17 protein-coding genes are annotated in these 21,008 nt (G+C 39.9%); 7 read left to right on the top strand and 10 right to left on the bottom strand.

Going from position 1 to position 21,008, the window contains the following annotated elements; all coding sequences use genetic code 11:
- Window positions 1–47: 47 nt before the first annotated feature.
- Window positions 48–1,976: a glucosamine-6-phosphate deaminase gene (nagB, locus tag B3E92_RS03550; protein WP_376746605.1), complete on the bottom strand. Its 1,929-nt coding sequence runs from the start codon at window positions 1,974–1,976 to the stop codon at window positions 48–50.
- Window positions 1,977–2,117: 141 nt separating this feature from the next.
- Complete coding sequence (locus tag B3E92_RS03545) at window positions 2,118–3,266, bottom strand: methionine aminotransferase (RefSeq protein WP_286727524.1); 1,149 nt, start codon at window positions 3,264–3,266, stop codon at window positions 2,118–2,120.
- A gap of 72 nt (window positions 3,267–3,338) precedes the next feature.
- On the opposite strand from B3E92_RS03545, the gene B3E92_RS03540 reads away from it, so the two are divergent.
- Window positions 3,339–4,022, top strand: coding sequence for a peroxiredoxin family protein (locus tag B3E92_RS03540; RefSeq protein WP_286895403.1), 684 nt, complete (start codon window positions 3,339–3,341; stop codon window positions 4,020–4,022).
- Window positions 4,023–4,175: 153 nt separating this feature from the next.
- Here the strand turns inward: B3E92_RS03540 and radA are convergent, their stop codons facing one another.
- The 3 genes from radA to B3E92_RS03525 all read right to left on the bottom strand — a co-directional run bounded on the left by radA (window position 4,176) and on the right by B3E92_RS03525 (window position 8,538).
- Entirely contained in the window at window positions 4,176–5,561 is a 1,386-nt protein-coding gene (radA, locus tag B3E92_RS03535) for a DNA repair protein RadA (protein WP_201669844.1), read from the bottom strand.
- Between the two features lie 95 nt (window positions 5,562–5,656).
- On the bottom strand, window positions 5,657–6,817 hold the full coding sequence (locus B3E92_RS03530) for a dipeptidase (protein WP_286727522.1): 1,161 nt from the start codon (window positions 6,815–6,817) through the stop codon (window positions 5,657–5,659).
- Window positions 6,814–8,538, bottom strand: a complete 1,725-nt coding sequence (locus tag B3E92_RS03525) for a serine hydrolase domain-containing protein (protein WP_286895401.1) — start codon at window positions 8,536–8,538, stop codon at window positions 6,814–6,816. The genes B3E92_RS03530 and B3E92_RS03525 overlap by 4 nt, the downstream gene beginning before the upstream one ends.
- Window positions 8,539–8,762: 224 nt before the next feature.
- Between B3E92_RS03525 and xseA the strand changes: the two genes are divergently transcribed.
- On the top strand, window positions 8,763–10,049 hold the full coding sequence (gene xseA, locus B3E92_RS03520) for an exodeoxyribonuclease VII large subunit (protein WP_286895400.1): 1,287 nt from the start codon (window positions 8,763–8,765) through the stop codon (window positions 10,047–10,049).
- A gap of 49 nt (window positions 10,050–10,098) precedes the next feature.
- Window positions 10,099–10,320 carry an exodeoxyribonuclease VII small subunit gene (gene xseB, locus B3E92_RS03515; protein WP_070562394.1) on the top strand — a complete coding sequence of 74 codons (222 nt, stop codon included), beginning with the start codon at window positions 10,099–10,101 and terminating at the stop codon, window positions 10,318–10,320.
- 25 nt (window positions 10,321–10,345) lie between these two features.
- On the opposite strand, the gene B3E92_RS03510 is transcribed toward xseB, so the two are convergent.
- The 3 genes from B3E92_RS03510 to B3E92_RS03500 form a co-directional block, all read right to left on the bottom strand.
- Window positions 10,346–10,990, bottom strand: a complete 645-nt coding sequence (locus tag B3E92_RS03510) for an MgtC/SapB family protein (protein ID WP_286895398.1) — start codon at window positions 10,988–10,990, stop codon at window positions 10,346–10,348.
- A 148-nt stretch (window positions 10,991–11,138) separates the two neighbouring features.
- A complete protein-coding gene (locus B3E92_RS03505; RefSeq protein WP_286895396.1) occupies window positions 11,139–11,633 on the bottom strand; it encodes a hypothetical protein in 495 nt (164 codons plus the stop codon).
- A 99-nt stretch (window positions 11,634–11,732) separates the two neighbouring features.
- Window positions 11,733–12,479, bottom strand: coding sequence for an aspartate/glutamate racemase family protein (locus tag B3E92_RS03500; protein WP_145328229.1), 747 nt, complete (start codon window positions 12,477–12,479; stop codon window positions 11,733–11,735).
- Between the two features lie 333 nt (window positions 12,480–12,812).
- Between B3E92_RS03500 and B3E92_RS24345 the strand changes: the two genes are divergently transcribed.
- The 4 genes from B3E92_RS24345 (at window position 12,813) to B3E92_RS03485 (ending at window position 16,795) form a co-directional block, all read left to right on the top strand.
- Window positions 12,813–13,172 carry an AraC family transcriptional regulator gene (locus B3E92_RS24345; RefSeq protein ID WP_312357516.1) on the top strand — a complete coding sequence of 120 codons (360 nt, stop codon included), beginning with the start codon at window positions 12,813–12,815 and terminating at the stop codon, window positions 13,170–13,172.
- 47 nt (window positions 13,173–13,219) lie between these two features.
- Complete coding sequence (locus tag B3E92_RS03495) at window positions 13,220–13,594, top strand: VOC family protein (protein ID WP_145328231.1); 375 nt, start codon at window positions 13,220–13,222, stop codon at window positions 13,592–13,594.
- 1,200 nt (window positions 13,595–14,794) lie between these two features.
- On the top strand, window positions 14,795–15,307 hold the full coding sequence (locus B3E92_RS03490; RefSeq protein WP_182983011.1) for an endonuclease/exonuclease/phosphatase family protein: 513 nt from the start codon (window positions 14,795–14,797) through the stop codon (window positions 15,305–15,307).
- Window positions 15,308–16,387: 1,080 nt separating this feature from the next.
- The gene (locus B3E92_RS03485; protein WP_286774766.1) at window positions 16,388–16,795 is read left to right on the top strand and encodes an RNA polymerase sigma factor; all 408 of its coding nucleotides are present in this window, start codon (window positions 16,388–16,390) and stop codon (window positions 16,793–16,795) included.
- Window positions 16,796–16,885: 90 nt separating this feature from the next.
- Here B3E92_RS03485 and B3E92_RS03480 read toward each other — a convergent pair whose 3' ends face one another.
- The gene (locus B3E92_RS03480) at window positions 16,886–17,971 is read right to left on the bottom strand and encodes a Gfo/Idh/MocA family protein (protein ID WP_286774765.1); all 1,086 of its coding nucleotides are present in this window, start codon (window positions 17,969–17,971) and stop codon (window positions 16,886–16,888) included.
- Window positions 17,972–18,481: 510 nt separating this feature from the next.
- A complete protein-coding gene (locus B3E92_RS03475) occupies window positions 18,482–20,986 on the bottom strand; it encodes a phosphocholine-specific phospholipase C (protein ID WP_286774764.1) in 2,505 nt (834 codons plus the stop codon).
- Window positions 20,987–21,008: the final 22 nt, after the last annotated feature.

Here is a 21,008-nt window from a genome sequence, read left to right as displayed (position 1 = left end):
TGAACCAACTCAGGCTCAGGACTTTTTTGTTTATTTAGACAATTATTTTAGTCAAATTTCCATCTTACAAACGCTTCGATAGCTTCATAGTTTGCCAAACCTAGTTGGTCATATAAAGCTGCTGTTTCGCTTGTACGATCTTCAGCACGCACCCAGAATTCACGTGGATCATCTCCAGGGAATACAGGCAAATCTTTTTGAGACTGGTGTTTAAAGATGGCTAAACGTTTGCGATAAACTTCTTGTGGTGATAAAGGAACGGCCATTTGGATCTCGTGGATAGGATATTCATGCCATGCTCCACGGTATAACCATAACCAACAATCTTTGGTCCACTCATCCGTTTTACTCAATCTGTTTAATGCTTCAAACAGAATGTCGAAACATACTTTATGTGTACCGTGTGGATCTGCAAAGTCACCCGCAGCAAATACCTGATGTGGTTTTACGTGGCGCAACAATTCCATTGTTTGTTGAATATCATCTTCAAAAGATACATTTTTTGAAAACTTCTGTCTATCATAGAAAGGTAGATCCTGGAAATGGATATTCTCATCTGGCAAACCAACCAAACGGGCTCCTGCGATCGCCTCACCCTTACGGATTAATGCTTTGATTTTACGGACAAGTTCAGTATCGATCTGATTTGGTTTTTTTGTTGCAAAAATTGCTCTTTCTTCATCATAAATGCGGCCGATCTGAGAAGCTTCTGCCTCTGCCCCAATTTGTTTTGCAAGATCTTCAGCAAACTCCAGATAACGTACCACATCATCATCCCAAACTGCTGTATTACCACAAGTTTGGTAAGCAACATGGACATTGTGTCCTTGATCTGCCAGGCGAATAAATGTACCGCCCATTGAGATGACATCATCATCCGGATGTGGAGAAAATACAATTACATTTTTCTTCGCTGGGTTAGCACGCTCAGGACGTTGTGAATCGTCAACATTGGGTTTACCTCCTGGCCATCCCGTGATCGTATGTTGAAGTTCGTTGAATATACGGATGTTGATATTATATGCCGGACCGGTTTCTGTAACCAACTTCGCCATCCCGTGCGCATTATAATCCTCGTCGGTAAGTTTCAGGATTGGTTTTTTGATCTCCAAAGCCAACCAAACGACTGCTTTTTTAATTAATGAAGGTGTCCAGGTAACATCTTCTGCCAACCAAGGAAGATCAAAACGTGTCAATAATGATGCTGCCGCTTCATCAAGAATAAATTCAACGTTGTCCGATAACTGAAGATAAGTTGCAGGAATCTCCGAGGAGATTTCACCTTCAACTGCTTTTTTAATGATCTCAGCCTTTGTCTCGGTCCAAGCCATTAAAATAATCTCTCTCGCTTTAAAGATTGTACCTACTCCCATGGTAATCGCTTTTGTTGGTACATTTTCTTTTCCACCAAAAGCACGGGAAGCATCGCGACGAGTTAAATCGTCCAACGTTACCACACGTGTACCTGAGTTAGGTGCAGAACCTGGCTCATTGAAACCGATATGGCCTGTACGGCCAATACCTAATAATTGAATATCTAAACCTCCTGCTGCTGTAATCTTCTGTTCGTAAGCTTCACAGAATGCATTTACTTGGTCAGGAGCTAAGGTACCATCTGGAATATTTACATTAGCCGCATCAATATCTACATGATCGAACAAGTTTTTGTTCATAAAGGTCACATAACTCTGATCGGCATCAGGTTGCATAGGGTAGTATTCGTCAAGATTGAAGGTAATCACGTTCTTAAAGCTTAAACCTTCTTCTTTATGCAAACGAATCAATTCTTGATAGACTTTTACCGGAGTGGCACCGGTAGCAAGGCCCAGAACAGCTTTCTCACCTTTCTCTTGCTTTGCACGAATAATTTCAGCAATACGATTTGCAACGTTTTTCGAAGCTGAATTTTGATCTGGATAGACGCTCACAGGGACTTTTTCGAAGCGTGTTTCTTCCAATAAATTTAATCTAGCCATTTTATGGGTATGTTGATAAACGTGAATTACAAATTTATAAAATTAGTACCTCAAGTTGAAGTAAAATTTTAATAAAGTGGTTCTTTCTTAGCGATATTTTAAATAAAACCTTTTAGCTATTCTTTTACCCCAATAATACAGCTATACCTTATTCAGAATCTCGACAGCTTTTAATAGCGTTTCATCCTTTTTAGCAAAACAAACCCGCAAAACTTGTTGATTTGTAGCTTCTTTATAGAACGCTGACAGTGGGATGGTTGCAATTTTGTGCTCCCTGGTTAACGAGCAAGCAAATTCAAATTCCTTCTCCTGACTGATCGCGCTATAATCGATATTCAGGAAATAAGTTCCTTCGCAGGGAAGAATCGTAAACCGGGATCCCTTTAATCCGTCTTTCAATAGGTTTCTTTTTCGCTCAAAAAATTCCGATAGACCTTTGACATAGCTTATATCCTCCAAATATTCCGCGATAGCGAATTGCATGGGTGTATTTACGCTAAATACATTGAATTGATGCACTTTTCTAAATTCCTGCGTTAATTGTGGCGGAGCAATGCAATAACCTATCTTCCAACCCGTGGTGTGCAATAGCTTTCCAAAGGAAGCAACAACAAAACTTCGCTCGCGTAAGGAGGGTATTTCCAATACCGATTGGGGCGAGACACCATCGAAAACGATATGCTCGTACACTTCATCACTCAATAAGAGTGCGTTGGTACCTGCCAACAAGTCCCCAAGTTTAATTAACTCTTCTTTACCCAGCACTTTGCCTGTTGGATTATTCGGATTATTAATGATCATTAAACGAGTTCTGGAATTAATTAACGTAGCGACGTAACCCCAGTCAATCTGAAAATCAGGTGCCATTAATCGCACGGGAACAACTTTACCGCCAAACAATTCGATAGTCGGCGCATAACAATCGTATGCCGGTTCAAAAATAATAACCTCATCTTGCGGTCTAACGACTGCGGCAATAGCTGTAAAAATTGCTTGGGTACCACCTGATGTCACAGTAAGCTCCGCCGTTGCATCGACCGCCACGTTATAAACTTCCCGGTATTTTTTGGAGATCGTATCACGTAATGTCTGTGCTCCGATCATTGGCGCGTATTGGTTATGTCCCGCTTCCATTGCCTTAGAAACCAATTCCACCAACTTCGGATCGGTCTCAAAGTCAGGAAAACCTTGCGACAGATTTAAGGCTTGCTGCTCATTAGCAAGCATCGTCATTTTGGTAAAAATCGTCGTGCCGACATGTGGAAGTTTAGAAGTTAGGTTGAAGTTCATTTTTTGACATTTTATTAATCTACTAAATTAGTGGATTTTCTTATATTTGTAAATATATATAAGAATAATAACATGATAAAATACATCACACTACTTTTTTTAGTTCTGCCATTCATTGGTTCGGCACAAAAAAAGGAACTTACCAAAGAGGAGTATATTGCCCGCGTAAAGGCTGCTCCGGATTCTATTTCGACATTAGTTGACTTGCGTAGAGTTGGCGGATATGACCCGGTTTATCCCGAGCTTCAAGCGCTTTATAATACGTTGAGTAAAAATGTCAAGAATTCAAGTGAAGGGAAAGAGTTCCAAGACTATTTAAATACCTTGGAAACGGTTCAAATTGGAAAAACAGCGCCAGCGTTTACGCAAAATGACACCACTGGAAACCCTGTAAAGCTTTCGGACTTTAAAGGAAAATATGTGCTTCTTGATTTTTGGGCATCTTGGTGCCCCGATTGCCGTGTCGAAAGCCCGGATCTTGTCAAAACATACCAACAATTTAAAGGTGAAAACTTCGAAATATTGGGTATATCCTTTGATAAGGATCGCAATTCTTGGATTAAAGCCATCCATGCAGATAAATTGCACTGGCGTCATGTTTCGGATCTTAAACGTTGGCAAAATGATGTCGGAACCTTATACGGGGTAAAATCTATCCCGCAGAATGTCCTGATCGATCCCAATGGGAAAATTGTCGCCAAGAATTTACATGGTGATGCTTTACGCGCGAAATTGAAAGAAGTCTTGAAAAAGTAAACTATAGACGATCCATAAAAAAGACCATGTTTTAGTAAAAGCATGGTCTTTTAATTTTTATTCTTTGAAGAAGGCCATTTTTCTGAAAAAATCTATTTTAAGATGATCCCAGTAAATTAGGATATTAAACGATTGATTACCCCTCTTTGTCGCTTAGCCAAACAAAGCACTGAAGATATCCTCCAATTTGGCAACCGGACGAATGGCAATATTATATTTTTTAGCATCCAATCCTTTGGTATTGAATTTAGAAATAAAAATACCATCAAAGCCCAACTTCTCGGCCTCCTGTATACGCTGTTCAATACGATTTACGGCCCTTATCTCACCCGATAAACCAACCTCACCGGCAAAAGTCAGATTGGATCGAATCGCGATATCTTGTTGTGAAGAAATAATTGCAACAACAACAGCCAAATCGATCGCAGGATCTTCGACACGTAACCCACCGGCAATATTCAAAAACACATCCTGTGCACTTAACCTAAAGCCAAAGCGTTTCTCCAAAACAGCCAGCAGCATATTTAATCGTTTCGTATCGTAGCCTGTAGAAGAGCGCTGAGCATTTCCAAACGCCGAATTACTCACCAGTGCCTGCACTTCAATCATCATAGGGCGCACTCCTTCGAGCATCGCCGCAATGGAAACGCCACTAACAGGTTCATCGCGCTGGGAAATCATAATCTCCGAAGGATTTGACACTTCCCTAAGCCCCGACCCCTGCATTTCATAAATACCCAGTTCTGAAGCAGATCCAAAACGATTCTTTACGGCCCGTAAAATTCGGTATACATGATGACGATCACCCTCGAATTGAAGCACCGTATCCACCATATGTTCTAAAACCTTGGGACCTGCAATAGATCCGTCCTTGGTAATATGTCCTACAATAAAAACTGGTGTACTGGTTTCTTTTGCAAACCGCAGCAATTCTGCGGTACATTCGCGTACCTGAGAAACCGATCCTGGCGCCGATTCAATTTGTGAGGAATGTAAAGTCTGTATAGAATCTATGACTATGACATTGGGCTGTACCGTCTCGATCTGCTTGAAAATATTTTGAGTAGATGTCTCGGTAAGAATATAACAATTTGCTTTGGATGATTGTGACAATCGTTCTGCCCGCATCTTAATTTGCTGTTCGCTTTCTTCCCCAGAAATATAAAGGGTCTTGACTTGTGGGATTGACAAAGCGAGCTGTAACATCAACGTCGACTTCCCAATACCCGGTTCACCTCCAATAAGGACCAATGACCCTGGAACAATACCGCCGCCAAGAACCCGGTTAAACTCCTGATCAGGAGTCAATATCCGTAATTCATCCTGATAGACAATTTCGTGGATGATCGCAGCTTTATTCGCTCTCTTTGTGCTTCCTCCTGTGGTAGAACTACGCCATTCAGGAACTTTTGAACTCGCCTTTTCAACGACTTCCTCAACAAAACTATTCCATTGTTTACAAGAAGGGCATTGCCCCATCCATTTGGGAGACTCGTAGCCACAGTTTTGACAGAAGTATGCAGATTTTGATTTTGCCATACTACGAAATTACAAATTTATAGCTGTTAAAAGCGCAATATCATCGTCGTACGTATTATATATTCACCAAGACCATACGCAAGGACTGGTTAGCCTTATCCTTCATTTTCTTTTAAGATCCGCAAGAAATTTTGTCCCATAATCTTCGCAACATCCGTCTTTGTATATCCTCTTTCCAACAGCGCTTTGGTCAGTAACGGAAATTTAGAAACATCTTCTAGACCTTGGGGTGAGGATTCTATGCCATCGAAATCCGAGCCTACAGCAACATGGTCTATACCCACTTTTTTGACCAAATAGTCAATATGATCCAATAATTTCGACAGTGGAGCATCGGCTTGCCGTTGAAGTTCCTTTGGCAACTTTTCATACATGGCCCAGGTACTCAATTTTGTATCTCCGGTATCGCCAAATTTACTTGCATACAAACCCTTAAGCCTTGTTTCATAGGCAGGATCCAAAAAACCTGAATAAAAATTCACACCAACAACGCCGCCATTTTTTTTCAGCGCCTCTAATTGTTCATCTTTCAGATTACGGAAATGTGGACATAATCCATAGGCGTTGCTATGCGAAACCAAGATCGGTTTGGTCGTTATCGACAGCACGTCATAGAAAGTCTGCTCTCCTCCATGAGACAGATCAATCATCATCCCCAATTCGTTCATTTTGCGAATAATTGCTCGCCCTTGCGCTATCAATCCCTTATCTTTGGAACGCATATCTCCCGATTCCATCGCGGCACAGCTTGCCCAAGGCAAATTGTAGTTCCAGGTCAAAGTGAGGTATTTGGCGCCGCGCTCATGAAGCCGGACCAGATGGTCAACACTTCCTTCAATCATATTTCCACCTTCCACACCGATCAACGCAACTATTTTACCTGTTTTTAAGATCGCATCGATGTCACCTGAAGATTTTGCCAAACTTATTTTATCGGCATTTGCTGCAATCATCTTTTCTAATGCATCGATCTGGTCATTGGCGTGCTTAAATGCCCCGGATTTCCACTTCGCATCATCGGACCACACAGCAAATACCTGCACATCGACACCTCCCTCCCGCAGTCGCGGTAAATCAGTAGCTCCCGTACTTATTCGCTGACCAATATTTTTCCCTGGGAAAATGGATTCGTAAATCACATCATTGTGTCCGTCGACGACCACCAAATCTTGGTGTATCTGTTTATAGTCTTGACTATATCCAACATTGTTGAGTGTCGTCATTGCTAGTCCAAGTAATAAGAGGCTTTTTATCATTTTTGACTTTCATTGATCGTTTCATAAATAGCGTCCTGAATCCTGCTTCTGATATTTAGATCCAACAGCCTAGTACTCACCTGAGGATGTACGCGATTAGACAAAAAGATATAGATCAGTTGATTTTGTGGATCAATCCAGATACATGTCCCTGTATAGCCAGTATGTCCAAATACAGAGCTATTTGCTAACTTAGATGGATATTCATTTTTTGGGTTTGGATCCCAACGGTCAAAACCTAAGCCTCGACGACTGCTTGTCGATTGCCTGGAGGTAAATAAATCTATTGTTTCGGTTTTAAAGTAGCGCTCCCCCCCGTACTCTCCTCTATTCAATAACAGTTGACCATAGATTGCCAAATCATTTGCTGTAGCAAATAATCCGGCATGCCCGGCAATACCGCCAGCCATTGCCGCACCCTGATCGTGGACATAGCCTTCTAGTAATGTTTTCCGAAAGGAGGTATCCTGCTCGGTAGGAACGATTTCATCATTTGCAAAACGCTCTCGGGGAAGGTAACCCGCACGCGTCATCCCCAATGGCCTGTAAAAGTTCTCCTGCACATAATCTTGCAGCGGTTCAGCGGTCTGATGTTCTGCAACTTCCTTCATCACGTACATACTGATATCACTATACACATAATTTCCCGTGGGTTTTACCGGTGATTTTAGCATCTCGGGCCACATGACATCACGGTAATAATTGTTGAGGATATAGCTGTTATCGGCCATTTTCACCTGATGGTTATCGTCGGCTGCCGACACAACATCGCCCCCCTTCAGATATTTATAAAAGGGAATAAAAGGTGTAAATCCCGCTTCATGTAACATGACAGAACGAAGTTTGATATCCTTTTTATTGGTATACTTTGCCTGCCACAGGTAGTGCCCCATAGTACTATCCAAATTAATAATATTCCGCTCGGTAAGACGCATAATGACAGGAGTAGTACCCGCAATCTTACTGACAGATGCGAGATCAAAAATATCAGTTGTTTTTGTGGGTATATCTTTGGAATACGTGTGAAAACCGTAAGATTTCTCCAAGAGTACTTGTCCGTCCTTCACGATCATGACTACAGCTCCTGGAGTTGCCTGCTTATCGATGGCTTCTTGTGCAATGGCATCAATTTTCTTCGTCAATTTGGTCAGGTTCAGATTAGAACTTGAGGCAGCGTCATATTGTATTCTTGTCTGTGTGGTTTTGACGTTACCGGCGGTAATAGAAATCCCACCAAAAATAGACATTGCCATCTGCCGCTGTCCAATTTCTGAAAAAGGAGCAAGCAATTCGATCAAATCAGATTGTGGATGATCAGATAGGCTCTTTTTGTTTTTGTCATTTTCAAAAAAATGGCAAAGGATAACTTTTTTATTGTTTAATACAGCCTGCTTCAACTGTGTTAGACAACCGGCATCTAAATCATCTTCCTTTCCGGCCACAATAATGGTATTATAATATTTGATGTCCTCATCAAATTTATTAAAATCAAAAACTTTGGTGTTTGCATAACGAGCCAGTTGGTCCGTAAACATCCTATATTTTGCCGCGTTAGGAACAACAACTGCGATACGAAGTTGATCCAGATTTTTTAAAGGCAGCAACTGATCAAGGTTATTAAACAGTATAGTCTCGTTTTTAATTGTAGACTTATATTGAGCAAACAGGGGGCTAATACAGAACAAACCTGCAAATATTGCCCCAAAAAATCGTTTTTTCATTCTGCTTTTATCGTTTTTTAGGTTCTATCAAATAAAAATACGAATTAAAAAATGAAGGAAAAGGTTCGTACGAAAAAAAATCAATTTTGTTACTTATACCTATTGCGCATTTCTAGATTGATCTACTATTTTGCCATCCACTTCAGGCTATGCGAAGTTCCTGGAAACCCCAATTGACTTTGCTCTCAATTGCATCATGAAGGTTTTTTCTGTAAGTTTGACTAATGCCAGAATTGATTCGAGATAAAACGATATTTTCCTTGTTGGAAGTCAGCCGCAGTATCCAAAAGACACTTGCAGAGCGGTATAAGAGTTTGTACTGGATTAAAGCTGAAATGAACAAGCTCAATCATTATACGCATTCTGGCCACTGTTATCCTGAATTGGTTGAAAAACAGGATGGTAAAATTGTCGCTGAAATTCGATCTATCCTATGGAAAGCTGATTATAATCGTATCAACAACAATTTCCTTAAAGTCGCCCAAGAACCTTTACGAGAAGGGATCACAATGTTGTTTCAGGCAAGTATTTCCTATGACCCTATGTATGGGTTAAGCTTGCGCATTGTTGATATTGATCCGACTTTTACCTTAGGTGAACTTGAAAAGGAGAAGTTAGACAGTATTCGAAAGCTCAAAGCAGAGGGCATCTATGAGTCTAATAAATTATTGGACTTTCCGGTGGTTCCCAAAAGATTGGCAATTATTTCAGTAGAAACAAGTAAGGGGCTTTCTGATTTTTACAAGATTATTAATCAAAACCCTTGGGGTTACCGCATCGAATCCACGCTCTTCCCGGCATTGTTACAAGGAGACAAGTCAGTACCTTCTATTATCAATCAGCTTGCCATTATTGCTGAAAAAATAGACAGGTACGATGTGGTCGCCATCATCCGTGGTGGAGGCGGTGAGGTTGGGCTTTCCAGTTATAACAACTACTTGCTAGCTCGTGCTATCGCTATCTTCCCCATCCCCGTATTAACGGGTATTGGGCATTCGACGAATTATACAGTTAGCGAAATGGTAGCCTATAAAAACGCGATTACGCCCAGTGAGCTGGCAGATTTTCTGATTCAGAAGTTTCATAATTTTGCTATTCCAGTCGATCGGGCTGCGGAGCGCATACAGCAACTCATTCTTACCCGATTTAAAGAAGAGCACAATATCCTATCTCAACTGGCAACGCATATACAATGGATCGGAAAGAGAGAAATTCAGACCTCGAGGGCGGCCATCCAGCAGTTTCAACATGATCTTAACGCCTTGTTAAAATTGCGCTTTTATGAGCACAAAACGGCACTGGCTCATACCGAACGAATTATTCAGCTATCTGATCCAATTAGACTATTGAAACAAGGCTTTTCAATCACTAAGGTTAACGGAAAACTACTGCAGTCGGTGACACAAGTATCTCAAGGCGATGTAATACAGACGATACTCGAATATGGAGAACTTACCAGTACTGTGACAGATAAATCTCCGAAGGAAGACCTAGACGAGAACAATACTTAATTTGGCATCGCCACACAAAATTTAAAGAAAGCATATCAAGCATAGCATAATGGGACAGAATTATACCTACACGGATGCCTTTAACGAGTTACAAACTATCGTGAGGGAAATAGAAAATGGCACTACAAACATTGATGAGCTTGCGGGAAAAATCAAGAGGGCTTCCGACCTCATTCAAGTCTGCAAAGCCAAGTTAACAGCAACGGAGGACGAAGTAAACAGTTTATTACAGCAGATAACCCCGACTCAGGAAACGGATGATGATGAATAAATAAAGCAAACAATATCGTAATTCCTCAATATTGATAGGCCACCACCTGCCTATCACGCCGCAGGGTTTCTACAAGCGCTCTATGCTGGTTAACATTCCCCGTCAATCGCCATACGGTATTCAAACTTTCTTTGTTATACCGTTGACTTATGACGACAGCTTTAAAGCCCATACTTCGGATTAACTGTTCCGTATGTTCAAAATCTGCCTCAGATAAGGTCTGCCGTTCATAGTCTTTTATCTTGTGATAATTGTCAATATAGGTTTGTAGATAAGTTAGCAGCGCTAATATCATCAGAACCAAGCGCACACCAATAAAAGCTAAAAATATATATCCAGCACCAAAACACATACCCAAAGAAGCTGTAGCCCAAATTGTCGTAGCGGTCGTTATACCACTTACTTTATTGTCTTCTTTGAAAATCACGCCTGCACCTAGGAAACCGATACCCGTAATAATATTTGCGGCTAATCGATCTGGATTTGCCAAGCCAATTTTTAACGAAAGAATCGTAAAAAGACAAGATCCAAAGCTCACCAATATAAACGTCCTCAAACCCGCAGACTTATTGCGATATTCACGTTCAATCCCGATCAGCAGGCCTATTAAGACTGATAACATAATAAGCAAAATGTCTCGCGTTTCGAAAGGTTGAAATAGGTTATCCATGAGTTTATATCTTCTTCATCCAATTTAAGAAAAATAGGGAGATCTATCAAATGACCTCCCTATTCAAGAATAACTCTTTATCGATCCAATACATCGGAGCTTTAATCAGCAATAACGATATATCATAGTAAGCTTCATTTTCATCGACCTAATACATCGGCACTTCAATTAGCAGCAATGATGCATCATAGTAAGCCTCAATGCTTATTTTTTCTGTTTCGTATAAACCAATGGCATCCCTTCTTGATAGCATTTCATTTGCTACGGCGATCTTTCCTTCCAAAACAAAAACATAAAGCCCATTTTGCTCCGAATGAACAGTATATTCTATCTTTTTACCCGCCTCGATGTCTGCCAAGTTAAAATATGCATCCTGATGGATTTGAACGGCATTGTGATCCGCTTTATCTGGTGACACAATGGTCACAAACTTATTGTGCTTATCCAGCTGAAGATAAGATTTGTGATCATGTCGGTCAAAACCCTGCCCTCCTTCTACTTGATCATCATTCAATACGCGCAATGCACCAAAACTCATTCTTTCGGGATCAAGATACTGTCCAAAACTAAATGAATGCGCACTTTTCAGCCAGCCGAAATCAACATGGCCCCGATCATTTTCACGGTATATCATCTGTTGCATCTTGTCCTCCTTACTGCATAAGCTTCTACTTACAAAGAGGCAAAACCCACACCAACAGTAATTTACGTTGACAATATGACAATTTGTAAAAAGAGATCACTACAATGGTTTTAGCTTATCCGGAGCAAACGAATGAACAAGTGCACGAGCGAGAATTCTATTCGGGTCTATGAGAATCATCCCATTGTGATCCCGTTCGGGAATAGCAAAAGGCAACTCTGCACAACCCAAAATAATGACCTGTGCGCCTTTCTTTTTCAGGTCGTCCATAACCAACAATAGATCTTCTCTCGCTTTATTCGCGATCGGTACCGGCTGGGCCTTTATTCCATAGTCTTCATCATAGATTGCATTATTTACCTTCTCTTGTTGTGTTCCTTCTGGCTCAACAAAAACGAAACCTTTTCGAATAAAAGCTTCCCGATATAAACTGCAGATCTGCTCTCCAGCGGTAGATAAAATGCCTACTGTTGTGTCGGGATAGTTTTCCACTACAAACCGAACCGTTTCATGAACGATATGCAAGAGTTTCAACCCACTTCCCACACGCGCCATTTCATCTTGAACGACGGAAAAAATAGGCTCTGCATGTGCTGTATTGGATGGAATCGCGGCTATCGTCGCTCCAGCCGTTTCAAGTTGTCTTAAAATTGCAGCAATAGCCTTACCTGGATTAACATTGGATTTATCCAATAAATACGCCGTTCGGTCAGGGATCAAATTTGGACATGAGAATAACAAGAGCGGCAAGTGTTCCTGATCGGATCTTGCCGCCGTTTCATCTATAATTTTCTTTGCAATATCTAGACCTCCATAAGGGCCCAATCCACCTACTATTCCAATCATAAAAACTATTTTTTTATATCTAGATATAACCAATAGTCTTACAAATAGTTTGTAGAAATTACTATTCGTCGGACAGCTTTGGAAATGAAAAGCAGATCAATATCGAATTGAATAATAGCGATTAAGCCAGGAAATCCCGAAAAATAGAGCGGATTTCTTTTTCATGGTAGCGTAGAGGAAATTTCGTAAATTTAGATGACAACTTAAAAGTGTTCTGTTATGGTCGCATCATTGGTTATCGGTATCATATTTTTGTATGAGGAGGTAATTTCCAATTCTGAGCGTAAAAAAGTGTTGAGCCTGACCAGCTATTTAAAATCATGTTATTAAAGAATGCCATCTTCAACTGAACTGTATAAAAAACGTATTAACAAGGTAATTGACCATATCAATAGTAACCTTGATCACAACTTATCTCTTGAGGAGTTGGCTGCAATTGCCTGCTTCTCGCCATTCCACTTTCATCGTTTATTTAAATCCGTAACAGGTGAAACCGTCAAAAACTTCACAAATAGGATCAGAATGGAGAAGGCAGCCAGGTTGCTGCGATTCTCAGAAAACAAACTAAGGATTATTGCCTCAGAGTGCGAGCATCTTCACGCATTGGAGATATTCAAAAACAAAGAACAACTCTGCAACTGGGAACATTTTGAACTGGAGTTCTGCATTCCGATAAGGAAATTAAGGATGTAAGGCTCTCCAACCATTTATAGATAGAATAAACATAAATAAATAGAATTATGAAAAAAGTGACAGGCATCGGTGGAATTTTCTTCAAATGCAAGGACTCCAAAGCGGTTAATGAATGGTATAAAGCGCACTTGGGCTTTGATACCACACCTTACGGCACCAGTTTCGAATGGCTGGAAAAAGATTCAGGGAAGGAAGGCATCACTCAATGGAATCCCTTTCCGGAAAGTTCTGATTATTTCCATCCATCGGAAAAAGACTTTATGATCAATTACCGGGTTGACAACCTGGAAACCCTTGTTGAGGAACTCAAATCACAAGGGGTCACCATCCTTGACGATATCGCCACGTATGATTACGGGAAATTCGTTCATATCGTTGATCCGGAGGGTAATAAGATTCAATTATGGGAACCTAGATCATAGGAGTTCCATCTTACAAGCCCCGCATCATTGCGGGGTCTTTACAATAATATAGTTTCAAGGACCATTTTGCTAGTAAACCGCTGTTGCGGAAAGCAACACTCACTTTTAATACCTCATCCATATTAAACGATTCGCTCATCAATTCATCTACAGGCCACATCAAGTTTAATAGGATTAACAAACGGGATATTGAATATCCCTCGCCACATGATCGCAATCAGTTTGATAAAATGAAGAAAGAGGGTTTGTGTTTCGGTGAATTTTGTCAAAGGGGTTGCACTGATTGAAAAGCAAAAAGACTGCCCCGAGCATCGCGAGGGAGTGTCTTTTTGTCGCCGATTTTCTGGATCAGGCGATTTTTATTCAACGGTGTGCCAGGCAGAGATTCATGATCTTTCTAAAATTCTTGATGTATTTAGCAGTGGTTACGGCAGAGCAATTTGCCGTAGATTGCAAGTAAAATTCCTAGCCCACTATAAAGGCATGATCAACATGCCTGATATGCCGTAAAATGAAGTCAAGATGTCCAATATATGGATTTGATTACCAGAGTGCTTATTGATTCCAGTCAGTAATTATCTTCTAAAAAGTTACTCACCGAATTACTCACTTTTTTTATGAGAATAATTGAATATTTTGGTACTCTTATAAACTATAAAACCTGCAAAAATATTTGCAGGTTTTATCTTTTGTAGCCCGTAGGGGAATCGAACCCTACTGGCATCAATCTATTTATCAGTAATTTACAAACCTGCCCTATTCCTACTCACCGAATAACTCACTGGTTTGATATACGTTTTAGCTGCAAGTGCTTATTAAAATAAATATAAACATAAATTTATTTTAATATTAAATAATACAGATAATCTTTCCCAGAACTATCTTAAAAAATATCTTTGTACAAATCCCGCAATAACTGTAAAAGTTTAATCTCTTTGAAACGTATCGAATCAATATATCTGAATATCTATCCATCAGACAATAAATAACACTATGGTTATCTTTCTGAAGAAGGAAGAATAATTATTGGTCTGATATCTATTTCATCCCACAAAACTAATCAAAGAACCATACTACAGTTTATTAGATTTATATTAACTGTTCAATCTGCCGGAATGCAAGCCACATTGTATATGAGTACAGGACGGTAGGGCTACAATCGGACAATGCGCGACATATTATAAAACGGATCTGTTTGATGTGCTTGATGACGGTGTTTTTTGGTTAAGCCAGACCCCTGATATCCCGAGTATTGGATGGGATGCCGACGATCAACGTATTTGCCAGTGGACAAAATTCAAGGTCAAAAAAACGGGGAAGATATTCTATGTGTTTAATGTCCATTTCTATTGGAGGTTGAAAACTGCAAAAGCAGAGTCAGGCCCCTTATTAATAAAAAAGATTCGGGAAATCGCTGGAAATCTTCCGGTATTATGTATGGGTGATTTTAATTCTGTGGTAAATTCACCACAGATTAAAGCCATGAAAGAATCGCTGTTTGACAGCTATGATCCGGTTGACATGGCGAGCCAAGACGTAAAGGGAACGGCTGCAGCTGGTGGTGATTTTGTGACCGTTCCTCATCAACGAATTGACTATATATTCCATACAAAACATTTTGAGGTAAAAGACTGTAAAATCCTGACAGATGTTTATAATGGAAATCATCACCCCTCGGATCATTTGCCGGTCACGGCTTTGTTGTCTTTCTAAGTCTCTGGCACAAGGATACGTGATAGATAACAATCAATCATTCCTTTAAATTAGTTGCCGACTATCCTCGGAATGAAAAACAGGGCCATCTATCAGTAACCTTTACTTTTGGATGGCCTTAGCTTTTAACTCTATAACCGCCAGCCGATTTGCTATCTTTTATGTGTATTAACGTTTAGCTGCGTAGCCTATAGAAATCAAACCCTTTTTTACATATGGATATTTTGCGGCGTAGACCGATGAACAATTCATGGTATGCACAGAAAAAAATCATATCCTGTTACAATAACATGATTGATTCTCCCTGTGTTAATTATTTTGCCGATATGATAGCCTTTGCTTCAAACTATTTCGGCCATCTGGTAAAAGGCACCTGAGATATCGCGCATAAGCATATTCACCTATTCTTAGCGTATGAAGCGAAAACAGGGTCTATGAAACAAAAAAAGCATCTAGGTAATTCTCTGTTTTTACAATGATCGATTTTCTATATTCCTCGCCGATCAGCAACAGCGCATTGAATAGCTATTGTTTTATGTCATCCTTATAAAAAAAAATTGACAATCTCAACTACTTTTGATTAGAAGTAAATTAATTGTTTTGATCATTTTTCCCTTTTTATCTCTTCTATGTGAAAAGGAAAAAGCCAAACCGGATATGACTGGCATTAAATTGAGATATTATCCAAAGCTCTTCCTTTTTCAATAAACACTTATATTATTGTACAACAGTATTTTGACATGGATATTACAAAACTTTCACACAGTTTACAACGAGTCAAATCGTGTTGAAACATATTGAACCACCATCTAAGTATATCTATCCATAGAACATGAAAAGATACGCTGAATATCACCTGTGAAAGAAGGATTAATTCTATGTTAAACATTTGTTTCATTGCACAAGACTAAATAAACTAGGCTATCATAATAAATTCAATTTATATCAAGAGCCTTTATTATTTGAGGCAGCAGCAGATAAATTAATAGTTTCTTCACCAAAAATTAATAAAAACTAAAAATTTAACATAATAAATTTGTTCCAACACAAACTGAAATTCTACCTAAAAGCCAATACCATTTGAAAACTATAGGGGACAAAGAAATCTGGGATGAGATCAAAAAAGGAAATGTGTCAGCCTTTGAAGAACTCTATTATAGATATGCAAACAAGTTATTGAAAGAAGTCAGTTGTCGTATTTTTGATGAAAATACTGTTGAGGATCTAATTCAGGATATTTTCTTGAGCCTATGGGAAAAAAGAGAAAACTATCAAGTCCGTGGCGCTATATACCCTTATCTACACGGAATGGCCATCAATCGGGTTCTGAACTTTTATAGACAACATAAGCTCACACCAAAATTTGTGGAGATATGGGAACAAATATCTCGTGATAAAATACAGTTGGAAGATTACCATAAATGGAGATATAATTCCTCTACCGCACTGCCAGTTTCCTTTGTACTTTTGCTCCAATTTCTTAAATAGTCTAGGTAACTGTTTAAAAAAGGACGGCATACAAAATCCATGTATGCTGTCCAGCCAAATGAAATTTTTATTCTAATTGCTAATTTGGCATTAGTTCAATAAGATTGCCTTTCCTTCCTTTGCTGATCTTTTAGCCGCTTCCAGAATCTCGACCACAGTTACATTATTATTTATGGAACCCAGATCATTCTCAGGAGGTTGTTGTTCTTTCAATATATGTGCGAGGTATTGGATGTGGTGCTCGAAATAAGGCAGATCAGTAGGAATAACAATTGGCTGATCATTGTGCTGGATATATTTTAGTAGCCTTTTATCATTTTGTGCATAAAGCTGAGCCTTTGTCCCAAATACCTGCAGGTCTTTTACGCTATAGGGCCATGCCCAAGATGCCTGAATAATACCGGTACTGCCATCTTTGTAGTTTAAAATAATGGTTGCATCATCCTCTACCTTTGGGTAGATTTCTGGTTTAAGATGTTGAGTAATTGCTGTAACAGAAATAGGCCTTTCCCCATTTTTGATCCAAGTCATCAGGTTGGCACCATAACAACCGAAATCCATTAATGCACCACCACCATTTTGTTGCGGATCAGTCAACCAAGCTAGGAAATAATTGCTGCATCCAATCTCTTTTGGACCTTCGTGGCCATCCTTCACAACCATCCGTGTGATTCTGCCCACCTCATTTTTATCGACCAATTGCTTGATTTGTTGATTACTCTTGTACCATGTTGTCTCATAATTCACCAAAAAGGCCGTTTTATTTTTCTTGGAAAGGGCTGCAATGCGCTTGGCATCCGCTACTGTTGTGGCGAGCGGCTTTTCCACCATGACAGGTATTCTTAACGGAAGACAGATTTCTGCTATATGGAGATGCTCATTGGTCGGATTATAAGCGAGAACCACGTCGGGTTTCACCTTTTTTAACAATGAACCTAGATCCGAATAAAAAATAGACTTCGGAAGATTGTACTGCGCCTGTATTTTATCGGCTAATGTACTGTTCTCTTCTGCTATTCCAATAATATCAACCTTTTTTTCCTTATATAGATTGAGCAAAAGATAGACATGATCGTGGTTCAGACCTGCCACTACCACCTTAAGTAAACTTTCACCATAGGCTACCTGCTGAAATAGCATCAGAAATAAACAAAAAAGTCTTATCGTATGTTTCATTGTACACTATATTTATACGATAAAGATAATATTTTGAAATCTTTAAATCGTCCCATAAATTCAGACTTTGCTGGGTGTGATTGTATTATTTCTGCGACGAAATCAAAATAAACCTAGGGATCAGATAGAAAAAGTATAATCTTCCCTCAAAATCATGTAATTGGGCTGCTAATTCTAACCACAATATTAATCATCCCATAAATCTAAATTTTACTGATAGAATTGAGTATAAGGGAGAGTTTATTGGTCCATGATTTACAGATCATCTACATTTGAAAACTGCTTTGAACACCGTTCTTTAGTGACTGCGGTTGTTTTTGTCTTCGAATTCAGCTTTGATGTCATAGGCAGCTGATCGCTTTTTCCCCGAAAAAGGTTTACTATTATTATTCATCAAGGGAACATCGACTTATTATAGAAAACAAAAGGACCTCCAGAGAAAAATTATTCTCCCCAATAAAAAGGGTGTCCAAAGATAGACATCCCGGACACCTTTTTATCAGTGTTCAATTAGAGAATTCCACCCATTAGCGGGTCGGTTTTTGTTGGCATATGTGTTTCTACGTGTCCTGCAAACCGTTCTTCATATTCTGGGAAATCTTTTGCATGGATACTGAAATCGTACCAATGGAAGGACTTACCAAGCTCCATGACAATTGACGTTTTTTCGCCCATAGCTATCTTTCTGTCTTTGCCCTTACCTTTGTAGTTATTGTCTACTATACTGATATGATGCACTTTTGAATCCATATTTTCGATCGAGACCACTACGTTACCTGTAGGTTTTAAACCGTTCAGTTCATAGTGGCAAGTAAACTTAAGTTTTGGATTGAATAAATTGCCTTTGAACTCCCTGTAAAAGCCATTAGGACCATACACACGTAGGTGATATGACTTGCTGTCAAAATCAGCCATTCGCCAGTCATCCATAAGCTCATCACCTGCAGCCACACTATAATCCCAGGAGCGTAGCTCTTCATTGCGGAATCGGCTCATCGCATACACGCGAAAAGGCATTCCCTTAGATTTAGCGCCGAAGGTCTGGTTTCCTGCCTTGAATGATAGCCGGATAGCATCACCCGCTTTATTCAGTTCTGCATTAACATATGGTTCGTATGGTAATGCACAGGCTGGGCGAACCCCTTTTTCTTGTTGCGGAAACAAAGACGATTTTCCTGTCCCTTTATTGAGTTCAGCTAGTTCTACTTCACTAAGCTTTTGGAAGTCTGGCACATTCCTGAACTGCGCTTGGTGAATGCCTTCTATGAACTCTTTTTGTTCAAGAAAAACGGGTTTTTCGATTTTTTCACCATGGTACGGTCGGAAAGCAGAGCTGAGATCCCCACAAATGGTACGACGCCATTGCGTGATATTTTCTTCTTTGATCTTCTTATTGAATTTTCTTTCTAAAAAGTTTTCAAGAAACTGCAAAGAAGAAGTATGATCGAACACTTCCGAATTCACATACCCCCCTCTCGACCAAGGAGACGCAATGATCATCGGCACACGATACCCCAGTCCGATAGAACTTTCTCTAATACTCGACGGGCTTGCTGAGGGATTGGTTTGCTGATCTGCCAATGCGAAATCCATTTTTGGATCAATACCCGAAGAAACTTTGCCCGTGTTTTCCTTATAGGGATTTGGAACCGTAAAAGGTGGTACGTGGTCGAAATACCCATCGTTTTCGTCATAAGTTAGAATGAAGATGGTCTTCTTCCAAACTTCGGGGTTCTCCAAAAGAATCTCCATTGCCTCACTGACGTACCACGGCCCGAACCAAGGTTGTCCAGGATGGTCTGAAAAATGAGCTGGAGGCATCAACCAGGAAACAGTTGGCAATGTCCCGTTTTTAACATCTTTCCTGAACTGATGAAAAACGTCACCTTTGGGAACACTCAATGTTCTTTTATATCCATTGTCGGAATATTCAATTTCTGTCAGTTCATGAAAATTAGGATCCTGAATATTGGTCGAAAATGCCCTTTCATTCAATCTTTTATCTCGATCTGAAAGCTTAAAATAGCTCTCTTTATTAAACTTTGTCTGGGCTATTTCAATATTTTTCAATAGCTTTTTTGCTGCGGCGAGCCGGGTTGCAGAGCGAGGATCAGCACCGGCTTCCTTTTCAAGTTCGGCAATGGTTTGAAAAATCGACTTCCTCTTACTTTCAAGATTGGCTATTCCTCCTTCATGAAAGCGTACATTGTAAGCTGTGAAATATTCTAGTACATTGGTCCCGAAGTTACTAAGCCATGCGCTTTCTTCCCCCTTAAGTCCATAACCCATGGTCAGTTCATTCTGATAAACCTTCCAATCGATATTATGCTCTTCCAGACGTTCAGGATAGGTCTTCCAAGTAAGTTCAGGATATTCATAATTACTGATATTCCATAAATGTGCAACACCCGCCGGTTCATTTTTTTCACGAATTGTCCCCGTCATCCAATAATGGCGGTTTGGGTGCGTACCTGTAATGCTTGAACAGAAATTGTGGTCACAAACCGTAAATGCATCAGCTAAAGAATAGTAGAACGGATAATCCGAACGATCACAGTAACCCATTGTGAGCGGAATATGCGCATAATTTTTATTCCGTGATGCCTTTACATCGATCCATCGATCATATCTACCATTGTTCATGGCATCAGTTTGATCAGTCCAACCATGAGGTGTAGAGCCCATCCAGGCAACTTTAGAATCTTTTACAGGAAGGCGAAAAGGGCCATATGTCTCGCCAGCCTTATTCGTCTGGAACCATACTTTGTTTTTATTTGCCAGCTGGATCGCACGCGGGTCGTTGAAACCCCTGACCCCCTGTAACATACCCAACTGATGATCAAACGAACGGTTCTCTTGCATAAGAAACACGATGTGCTCTGCATCATAGAACGTGCTGCCCGGTGCAGGGTCAATCGCAAGAGCCCTCTGGATAACCTGAGGCAATACATTTGATAACGCTCCAGTCCCTGCGAGCAAAGCTGCTTTTTTTATAAAATCTCTTCTTGAGTCCATTGTGTAAATCTTAATACGCTTA

The sequence above is a fragment of the Sphingobacterium sp. UBA6317 genome, from assembly GCF_002440385.1.
GTDB lineage: Bacteria > Bacteroidota > Bacteroidia > Sphingobacteriales > Sphingobacteriaceae > Sphingobacterium > Sphingobacterium multivorum.
This window is presented reverse-complemented; position numbering and strand designations above follow the sequence as displayed.